This is a genomic window from Undibacterium sp. SXout7W, assembly GCF_049339385.1.
In the GTDB taxonomy this organism is placed as follows: domain Bacteria; phylum Pseudomonadota; class Gammaproteobacteria; order Burkholderiales; family Burkholderiaceae_D; genus Undibacterium.
Genome location: NZ_JBMPPF010000011.1, coordinates 93,145 through 106,688, shown reverse-complemented (window position 1 = coordinate 106,688; position 13,544 = coordinate 93,145). Strand labels below are relative to the sequence as shown.

The following is a 13,544-nucleotide window of genomic DNA, read 5'->3' as shown; positions in this document are numbered from 1 at the left end:
CGATGCGGTCATGTGATACAGCAACGTCTGAGGATCCGGTGGTCAATATTAATGTCGATATAAAAATAGAATTTGACCATTTTCTGCGGACATCAGTTTGCCTACTTTTTCTCTCTGACCAGTTGTTTGAATTTCACAAACGTCTCTTCTGCATCCAGTAATTCTGTCGCGACTTCGATCAGTGAGCGGCGGTTAGAGCGAGCATACGTGCGTAATATTTCGAAGGCTGCATGTCTGTCGAGGACGAATTCATTCATCAAGATGCCGACAGCAATATTGGTTTCCCGACCAGCTGCCAGGGCATTGGTCAGATTGCTTTCAGATGCTTTGAGTTTGCTGATTTCTTCTGCGCGTGCAAGACCGGCTTCCAGCGTTGGAATCAGATTGAATGTATCCAGTGGCTTCACCAGATAACCGACCGCACCGAAGTCTACGGCCTGTTTGACGATGTCACTGTTGGACATAGAGGATAAAAACATGAACGGGATTTCGGTTTCAGCTTTTAAACGTTTCGCCAGTTCCAGTCCTGACATGCCGGGCATATTGATATCCAGTAATGCCATGTCAAAATGTTGAACCATCGCAATATTAAATGCATCCTCTCCAGAATGTGCCTGCGTAATCTGGTAGCCAGCATGTTCCAGCAAGGTGCCGAGTAACGTCAGTGTCAGCGCATCATCATCAACCAGTAGTAGTTTATTGGCGCCATGCTGCAACTGCTTGTTCTCTTTTCTCATATCGCTTACAGATATCCTGTTATTGATTGAAACTGACCACATCCGTGTTGCTGTATGGATGAAGCAGAATCAGTATCACCTGCTATTGAATTTACCGATTGTACCGTTGTTTATCTGCCCGCTTATCAATTTTTGCGCTGCGTATCATGCTGGCAATGATTATGTACCAGCCTTTGCTGGCCTGCATCGTACTCGCAGGAAGCGTCTTTCACCGCTACACTCATTAACCGGAATGGCAACTCATTCCTATTTGCTCATTGTCAGAAAATTCAGAACGATTGCCATCATGATCGCTATTTTTTTTCATACATCGGTATCAGACGTGATGAGTTTGAGTGAATGCAGAGCAGACCAGCTGGCCTCCCGTTTCCATTTTTCTGACCACGCAAAAAAATCAACTGCGGGCATCGGACGTGCAATACCGTAGCCCTGAGCCAGATGGCATCCAATTTTCATTAAGGCAGCCCCATGCTCCATCGTTTCCACACCTTCTGCAACCACGGTACGGTTGAAGGCTTTGGCAAGTTGTATCACACCTTCGACGATACCGAAGTCATCCGCATCATTGAGCATGTCGCGTACAAAGCTCTGATCGATTTTTAAGGTATCTACTGGTAATTTACGCAAATAAGTCAGCGAGGAATAACCAGTACCAAAATCGTCGAGTGCAAAATGAACACCAAGTTCACGACAAAGACGCAGAATACTGACTGCCTGTTCCATGTCAGCGATCGCCGCAGTTTCGAGAACTTCCAGTTCAAAATGTGATGCAGGTACATCGGGGTGTTGCGCCAGTACTTGTTGTAGCTGCGTGTAGAAATTGGGTTGAAGCAGATGATCCGCGCTGACATTGACGCTGACTGAAATCGACAAACCCATTCTGTGCCACATTTCTGCTTGCGCCAGCGCATGCGATATCACCCAGTTACCAAGTGGTTGTTCCAGATTGCTACCGTAGATATGGGGTAAAAATTCAGACGGAGGCAACAGACCGCGTTCTGGATGTTGCCAACGTATCAGAGCCTCCACACTGACAATATCGCCACTGAGTAGATCGACTTTAGGCTGATAAAACAGCCGGAATTCTTCGTTTTCCAGTGCTTTGCGCAGGATATCAAGATAGTTGCGATGTATTTGAGCTTTACGGTCGCTTTCCTGATCGAACATGTGATAACGGTTTTTCCCTGCTTCTTTTGCCATATACATTGCTTGATCTGCATGTCGCAAAAGGCTGTCGGCATCCACATTGTCTTCTGGATAGAGACTCACTCCGATGCTGGCCGATACGCAGACATCAATGTCGTCATCAATACGGACAGGCAGACTGACTGCATGCAAAATGCGATCCAGTACTTTAGAGCATTCCTCTGGTGTGCAGATATCTGATAGTAGTAAAACAAATTCATCGCCACCCAGACGTGCCAGTGTTTCCTGGGCTCGCATTACTTCTTTCAAGTGATGTGTGACACCAATGAGTAATTTGTCTCCGGCATTATGGCCATATTGATCATTAATCGCTTTAAATCCATCCAGATCTAAAAAGCAGACTGCCAGTGAGGTCGCGTTGCGCGATGCGTGAACAATTGCTTGTTGCAGCCGATCAGCCAGTAAACGTCGGTTGGGAGAGCCTGTCAGCGGATCATAATGGGCGATGCGCATCAGTTCTTCTTCATGCGCTTTTAATTGGCTGATATCCGAAAAGACGCCGATATAATGTTCTACCAGGTTAGCTTCGTTACGGACTGCAGAAATAGAAAGAATTTCTGCAAACAGCTCGCCATTTTTGCGCCTGTTCCATATTTCTCCACGCCAGAAATCATGCTCTTGCAATGATCGCCACATCTCTGCGTAAAAATCTGCATGGTGCCGACCTGATGCGAGAATGTTGGGGGACTGACCGATAATTTCTTCTGCCGCATAGCCGGTAATGCGGGTGAAGGCAGGATTGATTTTGGTAATTAATCCATCTGGTGCCACTACCATGATACCCTCGTAACTACTTGCAAAGACGGTGCTGGCATCACGCTGGGCCAGTTCAAAATACTTACGCTCAGTGATATTGGTATGCGTACCTGACATCATTAGTGGTGTTCCATCTGCATTCCACGACACAATCCTGCCACGAGATTGTACCCAGCACCATTCTCCAGATTTGGTCCGGCAGCGCATCTCTACAATGTGATTCGGTGTTAATCCTGCGATATGTTTTTCTAACGACGCCATGGATAACTTCAGATCGTCAGGGTGTACATGCTTGCCCCATTGATCGACTGACAGATCAAGTTCTTCTGGCTCGTAACCCAGCATCGTTTTCAGACTATTACTGGTATGAAACGCATTGGTGACCAGATTCCAGTCCCAGAAACCTTGATCAGAGCCAGCGATGACACGTTCCAGTTGTTGTTCTTTTTCTTGCAAAATGAGGTCAGCGCGTTTTTTCTCTGTCAGATCGCGTCCGAATGCCATGTAGCGACCATCTTGCATGCGTTCAGTCGTCAGCTCCACAGGAACTGTACTGCCGTTCTTGCATTGTAAGAGCCATTCGCGTCGGATGAATTTTTCTTGATTCAGTAATTGCAAATGCGCTGTCAATTCATCGTGCAGACTTGTATGGATCAACTGTGGAATATGCATTGCTTGAATGTTATCCATACTATGACCTGTCAGGTGACAGGCCGCCGGATTTGCAAAGATGAATTCACCGCCGTTATTAGCGATCCAGATAGCATCGCCAGCCTCATTCAGCACAAAGCGTAAATCGTCATTGGTCCGTTTGTAGTTGGTGATATCAGACAGCGTACCGACCATTCTGCAAGGGGCACCCTGTTCATCACGGTAGACAACCTTACCTCTCGATTTGACCCAGCGGATATCTCCATTTTTTCTGAGAACACGAAAATCGACATCAATAAAAGGCGTCTCTCCACGCTGATGAGCATGGATTGTTTGCAGTACATACGTCAGATCTTCAGGATGTACTATCCGTTGGAGGAATTGGAAATCGTGTGTATCGTCTTCAGCAGAATAGCCTGTCACATCGTAGTAATGTGGCGTGCGATAGACCACATTACTACGCAAATCCCAATCCCATAAACCATCGCTGGTGGCATCAATCGCGAGTCTCAGGCGTTCTTCATTTTCTTCCAGCATCAGCATCACCAGCTTACGTTCAGTGATGTCCTGTACCGTTCCATGCAGACGTATTGTCTTGCCATTGATATCCTTATCTGCTTTTCCACGCGCAGTAATCCAGCGATGTGTTCCATCGGGACGCACTACCTCTGCATCACATTCATAAGAGATCTGATTGGCAATTGCATGTTCCACGACGTCTGTGAGCCGCGCCCAGGATTCTGGAGTGAAGTATTGTTGTACTTCCGGATAAACCGCTGGAGCCAGACTCGGGTCTCTGCCATAAATCTGATAAATTTGTTGAGACCAGAAGTGTTGATTGTTACTAAGGTTCCACTCCCAGTTGCCGATACCCGCCAGATGTTGTGCTTCTTGTAATGCAGCCTCACTCGACTGTAATCGTAATTCTGCTTGTTTGCGGTCCGTGATGTCGCGTGAGATACCGAATAGTCCTGTTATTTTTCCCAGCTTATCGCGGATCAATCCTTTGGTAACCAGAAATACCATTGCCCGCTGGTCAGATGTCAGAATATGTTCTTCCAGCGTTTGTGTCTGGTTAGACGCTATCACTGCACGATCAATCGCGATCAGTTTTTCTGCAGATGCTTCCGGGAAAATATGTCGGTCATCATGCCCGAGAATATCTGTCACAGGTTTGCCGACAAAATGTGCCGCAGCCTTATTGATCAGCAGGTAGCGTCCCTGTGTGTCCTTGACGAAAATAGCATCCGATGTGCCGGAAATGATGGTATTGAGTAACTCCCGGCTTGCTTCTGCTTTAGACAGTGATTGTCGTAGTAGCTCACTCAGCAAACTGATAGCAATGCCCTCGGCGATTAGCATGAACCATTGCAACAGATCATGATTTGCTGCGATCCGGAAGCTTTCTACCGGAGGAATAAATAAGTAATCTACGATGAGCCCAGTGAGAATCGTTGACAGTAGCCCAGGCATCAGGCCACCCAGCAGCGCACTCAGAATAATTGGCAACATGAACAGCAGGAGCAATGGACGTTGTTCAAAACTGACGCCGATATACTGGCGTACAACGATGGTGACGCAGGTGATTGCAATCGCAAAAATATAGACCAGCCAGCGTGGTATGCTCGTTGGCGATACACCTTTGGCGATTGAGTTCATGAAGGATTCATGACCAAGTTCAGATTGTGGAACAGCACGCAGGGCGAAAAAAAATACTGCGGTACTGACGATCACAAACAATATGCCTTTGGCTGTTGACAGCCAGATAATAGATTTCAGATCGGTGATGCTATCCAGCAGAAAATCTGACAAAAATATCCAGATCAGTGCTCCGCTGGCATAAGCGAACGTCGAAATGGTAATGAAACGTTTGCGGGAACTGATCGTCATGTAACCTCATCTGCTTCGTGCATCTTGTTGCCCGGTGACTATTCTGAATTTTAATCTCTTCGCATCGAGATATTAAGAGATTCTGACCAGGCTATCCTTGATCTGTGTTCTCACAATATATCATCTGCAGATAGTTTGATTTAATCGATATTGCGTCTGACATATCAGTGTTACAAGAAGAATTTTGATTTTTTACATTATTTTTCATGTTGATACTGAATCCGGCTGAATTTTCGGCGAAGCACTTTCTGGCGCATTACTGGCAACAACGTCCTCTGGTGATACGCCAGGCTTTTTTACAGTTTGAAGATCCGGTGAGTCCCGATGAGTTGGCAGGACTTGCGTGTGAGACGGCGATAGAATCGCGCCTGATTTACAGGAAGGATGGGCAGTGGCAGGCGGAAACCGGTCCCTTTACATCGTATGAGTATCTGGGTGAGCAAGACTGGACATTAGTTGTTCAGGCCGTTGATCACTGGGTGCCGGAAGTGGCTGCGTTGGCGCAGGCATTTTCTTTTCTGCCAAAGTGGCGTTTTGATGATGTCATGGTCAGTTATGCTACTCCGGGTGGTGGTGTCGGGCCGCATATTGATTTATATGATGTGTTCATTTGCCAGGGATCAGGTAAGCGTCGCTGGCGTGTTGGTGAAAAAGGCCCGCACCGCCAGTTTGCGGCGCATACCTCCCTGCTGCACACCGATCCGTTTGAACCCATCATCGATGTTGAATTACTACCGGGTGACATGTTGTATATCCCACCAGGTTTTCCGCATGATGGCGTGACGCTGGAACATTCTTTGAGTTTTTCTGTCGGCTACCGAAGCAAATCGACGAGTGACGTGTTCAGCGGTCTGGCTGATTATCTGATCGATCAGGAGCTAGGGCAGGAATTATTCTCTGATCCCCGACGCCCAATGAGCCACCATCAGGGACATATTAAGGCCGGAGACGTAGCGACGATGATTTTGCAATTACAGGCAACATTGGATAACACTGCCTTGATGACGGATGTTCTGGGGAGTTTATTATCTAAAACCAAATGTCTGCTGGATTTACAGGCGTTAGAGGAACCGTATAGCGAGGAAGAACTGATCGCTGCACTGCAAGAGCAGAGCCTGACCAGAACTGGCGGTTTGCGTTGCTTTTATCTGGATGCAAGCTTGCCATTGGGTGTTTGTTACGTTGATGGTGAAAAGTGGGAGTTTGGTGCTGCCTGCGAGGGAGCAGTACAAGCATTGTGCAATCATGATGAACTGAATGCAGAGTTATTGCGTCAGGGTTTGCAGCAGCCTGTTTTTGTCAGTGCACTGACTTCCTGGGTGAATGCTGGTTACTGGTATTTCTGATCACAGGCGTCTGGTATCTGGTGTTGATCAGCATTATCAGCACTATCAGACCACCAGGCGCCTGTGGGAGTAGATGCGTTATCGGTTGTGTTTCAGGCCTCAGCGCAAACGCCCGATATAAGTCTGATCCACAATCGAGTTCTGATCCAGCCTCGGCAATATCGCATGTTCATCGTCAGTCACGGCAGCTGGACTTTGAACGGGGGCCGAAGTGACCAGTTTTCCTCTTACCTTTAAACCGTCACTGAGCCTGGCGATCAGAGGTTCTGTTGGTGGAGGGCTGACAAATAATCCCTCTTCGCCAAAATAAATGTCTTCCAGCTTGACACAGATCTGATGCAGATCGTCGTTAGGAAGTTTCAGTGCCAGATCAAGAATATAGCGGCAATAGCCAGGATTAATCCGCATATATTCTATATCGATCACCCTTTCATTTTGTCGCCGTAAAATGACATGCATACGTGCCATGAGTGAAAATGCCAGATTATCTGACATCGCATTCTGGAGGTGGGTACTGACGCTCATACGATATGCTCCCCGTGAAGTTCAAGATCTAAACCTTCTCTTTCCTGTTCTGGCGTGATGCGCAGACCAAGTACCATATTGATGGCACCCAGGATCAGCGCTGTCATGACACCGGAATAGACGACAGTCACGATGACCCCGAATGCCTGTGTGCCGATACTGCTTTCGACGCCACCAATGCTTTTCATGGCAAAGATACCTGTCAGCAAGGCACCGACAATACCGCCAACGGCATGCACACCAAATACATCCAGAGAATCATCGTAGCCACCCAAAGATTTAAGGGAAGTGGCTCCCCAATAGCAGGCGACACCAGCGACCAGGCCGATGACCAGCGCACCGTTTAATCCTACGAAACCAGAAGCCGGTGTGATAGCGACCAGCCCAGCAACCGCGCCGGATACCATGCCGAGCACAGATGGTTTTCCGCGACGCAGCCATTCCACTGCCATCCAGGACAAGGCAGAAACAGCCGCCGCTACATGAGTCACTACCATAGCCATACCTGCCCGGCCATCAGCTGCGCCTGCAGAACCAGCATTAAAGCCAAACCATCCTACCCATAAAAGTGATCCGCCAATGACCGTCAGGATCAGGTTGTGCGGTGGCATCGGCTCTTTGCCAAAGCCCAGTCTGGGGCCGATCATGATGGCTGCCACCAGTCCGGATACACCTGCATTGATATGTACTACGGTGCCGCCAGCGAAATCCAGTACGCCGCGTGCTGCCAGCCAACCTGTCGGCTCCCAGACCCAATGAGCAACGGGAACGTAGACGATCAGCGACCATAGCGTAATAAATAGCAGCAGTGAAGAAAATTTCATGCGTTCAGCAAATGCGCCGGTAATCAGGGCAGGAGTAATAATGGCAAAGGTCATCTGAAACATCATAAATACACTTTCCGGTATGGTCGGTGCAACATGATGAACAGTCAGCTGACCCGCATCTTTCAGAAAGCTCATTCCATGCAGCATCAGACGGTCGAGGCTGCCAAGGTAGGGTGTCGCAGGAGTAAAGACCAGACTGTAACCTACGACCACCCAGAGTACAGAGACGATACAGGTAGTTGCAAAGCTGTGAGCGACCGTACCCAGCGCATTTTTTTTGCGTACCATCCCGGTATAAAAGAGTGCCAGACCCGGGATCGTCATGAGTAATACCAGTGCGGTCGACGTCAGCATCCACGCAGTATCGCCCGCGCTGATTTTGGAAGCATCGATCAGTGTCGGTGTTGTGATCGCAATGGGAGGCGTGACAGCGGCGCTGATGGCTGAAGCAGAGGCAGACGTTGGTGTTGATGTGGAAGACGATGCAGGGCTGGTACCGGGTCCGGTGAAGGGAGCGTCCGCAGCATTATCCTTGACGATGGGCGTTGAAACAGCGGGGCTTTCCTGAGGCAGTGTGTTTTGCGCACAGGTCTGCCCGGACCAACTCAGCAGGCTGAGGATGAATAATAAAGTGGTAACGGAGTATATCTTCATCAAAAATCCCTTTTCGAAACGTCATCACGAATTGCAGCTTGTCTGTGTGCAATGCAGCATGATTCGTGCCATGAACGAAATGAGGATAATGTGGGTTATTTCTCTGAATACACTTGAAAATCTGCTTAATTATTTCCTATTGGAAATTTATTGCACTAATGCACGGCAAATAAAAAAACTGTTTTTGGTGCATTGCACACTTCGGTGGCGTCGCCATAGGTCAATTTTCTGACAAAAATCTTGTGAAGATACACTAGCGAACATGTTGCGCGTTTGGGTGATTCAACATGCTCAACGTACTTGTGTCATGCAGGCTGAATCGTGATGGCTGAGCATCAAATTTGATTATCCAATCTTATTTCCAGACTGACTGCGTAAAAAACAAAGACTGTCCGGTCTTGCAATCGCCAGTCAGCGAAGCGGATGCGTCTGATAACGGGAGAGGTGGCGAGATGCCGAGGGTGCGCCAATAGCGAAAATCACGGTCGGCTGGTTGCTGCTATCACCAGTGACGGTGCCATGCAGGTAGTATCTGAAACTACAGAGCCGGGCATGATGATGTCCGGCTCTGTGTGAACGTGAAGTACGAATTAGTCCGGCAGAGCGATCTGATGATCCACGCTGAATTGATAGTCACGGAAAACATGTTCCGCTGTCAGTAGTTGATAGCTACCATCCGGAAGTTTTCTGGTCGTATCCTTGAGACGATAAGTGGTCTGGCCGCATGTCCAGCAATTGAAATTACGCATGTGCGTACACAGGCAAGTCTTGTCCATGACAGAGATTTTTTTGTCATTAGGATGTGCAGCAACTTCGCGGTTATATGAAGCAATATAAGCGCAGTTGCCATTGCCATCGAGCAAATAGCCATAAGACTCACAACCAGGCCGGATGCCATCACCGATTGCCGGCGTATTTTTTAACATCCGCATAGGGTAGCCCGTCGGGGAGATATTATTGACTTCAATATCACTTTCGCTGGCTTTGAAATACTCTTGCTTGACCTTGGCTGGCAAGCCGCATTCATTGGTGACGGTAAAGCGGGTCGCCACCTGAACACCGGCAGAACCATTTTCCAGGAAAGACACTGCATCACTGCCAGTAAAAATACCGCCTGCAGCGATCAGGGGAATATCCAGATTTTCTGCCTTCAGGTACTGTACGATTTCTGTGATGATTGTTTGCAGGTCATATTCTGCCCAGTCCGGGCCAAAGCCCAGATGGCCACCTGCGAGCGGGCCTTCAACCACAACGTAGTCTGGCAGACGATTGAGTTTGGCGTTTTTACGCAAAAACAATTGTAGTGCCCGGACAGACGAGACAATGATACCCAGCTTGGCATCACGGAAACGCGGATGATCGGCGATCAGGCCAAATGAGCCCAGATGCAGACCCGCACTCATGGTAATCCCGTCAATGCCGGCATCGAGTGACGATTCCAGACGCACCTTCAGCGTTTCACGCGGGGCGTTCATGGTCAGTTTTTCCATGCAATTGACAAAAATCATACCACTGCCACGTTTGGCTTCCATGGTTTTGCCAACATGCAGTCTGGTGGCTTCTGCCAATTGATCCAGATTGAACTTGATCTGTGTTTTGTCAGAATTGTCGATATTGTATTTGTAGAGGCGCGTTTTTTCTTTGACAAAGCTGGTATCAAAGCGACGATCAGAGACGTCCTGCACCATCGCATCGGAAATGTGTCCGATACCGCCAAGGCGGGCTGCTTCCAGTGCCAATTCCGCAGTCGAAATATCAACGCCCATACCACCGATCATGATGGGAACCAGTTCATCTTTGCCCAAATGCAGGCGGAAATCATCTACACGTTTCATTGTTATCCTTGACACATTTTGCTTAAAACCAACATTCATGAGTATGAGCAGCGAATCGGCGTTGCAGAGTCAGGTTCTCATCTCGAATTGCGACGAACGAGATTGTAAGCCACGCTGTAGCTGCTTTGGAAAGAATCTGATTGTGCTACAGCAAGAGAATCGCTTTCTTTTCAGGAAAATTTGCCGTATTGAACTATTTACATCTTGTTTTAACCTGTTTTGAGGTTTGTGCACCGTTTTCCTGCTACTTCGCCACTATTTCCTTCCGTTTTCTGTTTATGGTCGCTTTCCCTGCTACGGCATTCAGCTGCGGGTTGACCAGCGTAATTTCGCCCAGGCACTTTGTTGCGCGGGACTCAGAAATGTCCATGCAACCAGTCGGCTTTCCTTATTGCCCTGTCGCATGGTGATTGTTTGCTGTTGCTGCACTTTGACACGACGAAGCGCTGCATGAATTGCCGGCAGGCTCGCTGATCGGGATACCAGCGTTGTATACCAAAAGCAACGTGTCGGCATGAGAGCGCTTTCTTGAATCATGCGCTCAATAAATGACTGCTCTCCACCTGGACACCAGAGTTCTGCATCATGTCCGCTGAAATTCAATGTGCTCTCTGCTTTATTATCCGGTTTCCCCAGATTTTGCCATTTCCGCTGGCTTCCTGCCTGTGCCTCTGCCGCGGATGCATGAAAAGGCGGATTACACAGACTCACATCAAACCAGTCATCGGGACCGATAATGCCTTTCAGAATTGAATCTGAGTCCGTTTGCAGACGTAATTCTATGCGTTGTCCCAACACGGGATTGGCATCCAGAATCGTTTGTGCATGTGCCAGGGATGCCGGATTGATGTCGGAAGCGACAAACTGCCAGCCAAACTCGCTGCTTCCCAGCAGCGGATAAATACAACTGGCACCGGTGCCGATATCCAACGCCCGTATATTGCTTCCTGAGGGGGGCTTGCCGCCATGAGAAGCCGCCAGCACATCAGCCAGATAGTGCAGATAATCAATACGCCCCGGTACTGCCGGACACAGATTGTGTGCCGGAATATCCCACTTCTGTATGCCGTAGCTCTCAAGCAGAATGGCGCGATTCAGGAGTCTGACTGCATCAGGATGACTGAAATTGATCGTTGTTTCGCCCACAGGCGTTTGTTGTATGTGAACCTGTAGTGCAGGTTCTGCACCGAGTAAGCGCGCAAAGTCATATCTGGCGCGGTGTTTATTGCGTGGATGCAGTAATTTTCCGTCGTCTTTATTTGGGATGGCGGGCGGGTGTCTATTATTTTTTTTAGCGGTGAAATCAGGTCTGGACATGGATGGCTAATGAGATGGAGGCATCTGAACGCGCTACGACTGCGTACTGGCAACGCTATTTTAACCATAACGGCATCTCGCCGTATGTCGACTGACGTATCGTCGACTGGATGAGTTTCCCGCCGCGAGCGTAAAAATATTCCGGTGCCGCTGTCGCGGTCAGATGTTCATGACTATATCGTATCGTTATATTGGCCTCGATTCCTACCTTGCGAGTTCAGTTTTGTGTCAGTCACTGGCATCATTTTTATATAAAGTCATATCCGTTCTCGCATCATTTTTACCACTTTTACGATTCCCACCACTTGTTTTACAAGTAGCCAGAACAGCGACGAGATCAATGTTAAAATCAATACATCACTTCCTTTAACGGGCGGTATGACATGGCTGACAATCAAGATCATTCTTCGGAATGGAACTTATCTGATGATTATTGGTTCCGACTTCTGGTTGACAGTATTGATGAATATGCTGTCTACATGCTGGATGAGGAAGGCTATGTCCGCAGCTGGAATCTTGGCGCCGAACATCTGAAGGGATACAGCAAAGACGAAATCCTCGGACAGCATTTTTCTGTGCTCTACACACCAGATGCCATTGCTGCCGATCTCCCACACAACGAATTAAATCATGCTGCACAATCAGGTCGCTACCAGCAGCAAGGCTGGCGTCAGCGCAAGGATGGTTCCCGCTTTTGGGGAAATGTGACCATCACCGCATTACGGGATACTAACGGCGTCGTGCGCGGCTATGCCAAAGTCACTAAAGATATGACCGGCCATCAGCAATTAGAAGAGCGTTTCCGCCGCGTAGTGGAGTCTGCTCCGAATGCGATGGTCATGATTAACGCTGGTGGCCGTATAGAAATGGTGAATGCTCAGGCCGAGCAGGTATTTGAATATGCACGGGCAGAAATGCTGGGGCAACCAATGGAAATGCTGGTGCCGGAGCGTTTCCGGCATGCTCATCCAGAAAAACGTGCCATGTTTTTTGAACATCCACAGTCACGTCCTATGGGGGCTGGCCGGGAATTATTTGGTCGCCGCAAAGATGGTACTGAGTTTCCAATAGAAATTGGCCTGAACCCGATTGATACGGAAGATGGTCTGATGGTCTTATCATCCATTGTCGATATCTCTGATCGCAAACAAAAAGAAGAAAAAATTCAGTCTGCTTTAAAAGAAAAAGATTTGTTGCTCGGGGAAATTCATCACCGTGTTAAAAATAACCTGCAAATTGTGCAAAGTCTGTTGAATTTACAGGCGGGACAAATGAACGACGAAGCGGTGCGCGGGATGCTGATGGACAGTCAGAACCGCATACAGTCAATGGCATTGATTCATCAGACGCTGTATCAGTCGAATGATTTTGCGAGTGTGAATTTTTCTTCGTTTCTGGAAGCACTGGTACCAACGATTGTCACTTCTTTTGGTATTGATACGGGCAATCTGCAACTGCATCTGGATGCCAGTGACGTGCATTTACCGATCAATTCAGCGATTCCATGTGGATTATTGATCAACGAGTTGATTACGAATTCACTCAAGCATGCGTTTCCCGCCAGACAGACAGGTGATATCAGCGTCACTCTGTCATATGCAGAAAACGACAGAGTGCAGCTGATCGTCAGCGATACCGGAGTTGGCATCCCAGATACGCTGGATTTTGATCAGATTGATACGCTGGGTTTGCGGCTGGTGCATTTACTGTCGCAACAAATGAATGGCAGCCTGCAGATACAGCGCCGTCATCCCACACAATTTCTGGTGGATTTTCCGATCTCAGATCATTGAAAAGGAC

The 13,544-nt window shown here is 48.2% G+C and carries 9 protein-coding genes; 3 read left to right on the top strand and 6 right to left on the bottom strand.

Annotation, left to right across the window (positions count from 1 at the left end):
* Nucleotides 1-101 precede the first annotated feature (101 nt).
* Together ACO0LB_RS12135 and ACO0LB_RS12130 are read right to left on the bottom strand one after the other, a co-directional pair.
* The gene (locus ACO0LB_RS12135) at nucleotides 102-737 is read right to left on the bottom strand and encodes an ANTAR domain-containing response regulator (RefSeq protein WP_423049356.1); all 636 of its coding nucleotides are present in this window, start codon (nucleotides 735-737) and stop codon (nucleotides 102-104) included.
* Between the two features lie 303 nt (nucleotides 738-1,040).
* Nucleotides 1,041-5,240: a PAS domain S-box protein gene (locus ACO0LB_RS12130; RefSeq protein ID WP_423049355.1), complete on the bottom strand. Its 4,200-nt coding sequence runs from the start codon at nucleotides 5,238-5,240 to the stop codon at nucleotides 1,041-1,043.
* Between the two features lie 206 nt (nucleotides 5,241-5,446).
* On the opposite strand from ACO0LB_RS12130, the gene ACO0LB_RS12125 reads away from it, so the two are divergent.
* Nucleotides 5,447-6,586: a JmjC domain-containing protein gene (locus ACO0LB_RS12125; protein ID WP_423049354.1), complete on the top strand. Its 1,140-nt coding sequence runs from the start codon at nucleotides 5,447-5,449 to the stop codon at nucleotides 6,584-6,586.
* 99 nt (nucleotides 6,587-6,685) lie between these two features.
* Here the strand turns inward: ACO0LB_RS12125 and ACO0LB_RS12120 are convergent, their stop codons facing one another.
* Both ACO0LB_RS12120 and ACO0LB_RS12115 read right to left on the bottom strand, forming a co-directional pair.
* Complete coding sequence (locus ACO0LB_RS12120) at nucleotides 6,686-7,111, bottom strand: hypothetical protein (RefSeq protein ID WP_423049353.1); 426 nt, start codon at nucleotides 7,109-7,111, stop codon at nucleotides 6,686-6,688.
* On the bottom strand, nucleotides 7,108-8,379 hold the full coding sequence (locus ACO0LB_RS12115; protein WP_423049391.1) for an ammonium transporter: 1,272 nt from the start codon (nucleotides 8,377-8,379) through the stop codon (nucleotides 7,108-7,110). Before ACO0LB_RS12115 ends, ACO0LB_RS12120 begins: the two co-directional genes overlap by 4 nt.
* Here ACO0LB_RS12115 and ACO0LB_RS12110 point away from each other — a divergent pair.
* Nucleotides 8,261-8,506, top strand: a complete 246-nt coding sequence (locus ACO0LB_RS12110) for a hypothetical protein (protein WP_423049395.1) — start codon at nucleotides 8,261-8,263, stop codon at nucleotides 8,504-8,506. The two genes, ACO0LB_RS12115 and ACO0LB_RS12110, sit on opposite strands and share 119 nt — an antisense overlap.
* 676 nt (nucleotides 8,507-9,182) lie before the next feature.
* Here the strand turns inward: ACO0LB_RS12110 and ACO0LB_RS12105 are convergent.
* The gene (locus ACO0LB_RS12105) at nucleotides 9,183-10,427 is read right to left on the bottom strand and encodes a nitronate monooxygenase (protein WP_423049352.1); all 1,245 of its coding nucleotides are present in this window, start codon (nucleotides 10,425-10,427) and stop codon (nucleotides 9,183-9,185) included.
* Nucleotides 10,428-10,730: 303 nt separating this feature from the next.
* On the bottom strand, nucleotides 10,731-11,744 hold the full coding sequence (rlmF, locus tag ACO0LB_RS12100; RefSeq protein WP_423049351.1) for a 23S rRNA (adenine(1618)-N(6))-methyltransferase RlmF: 1,014 nt from the start codon (nucleotides 11,742-11,744) through the stop codon (nucleotides 10,731-10,733).
* 383 nt (nucleotides 11,745-12,127) lie between these two features.
* On the opposite strand from rlmF, the gene ACO0LB_RS12095 reads away from it, so the two are divergent.
* Nucleotides 12,128-13,537, top strand: coding sequence for a sensor histidine kinase (locus ACO0LB_RS12095; RefSeq protein ID WP_423049350.1), 1,410 nt, complete (start codon nucleotides 12,128-12,130; stop codon nucleotides 13,535-13,537).
* Nucleotides 13,538-13,544: the final 7 nt, after the last annotated feature.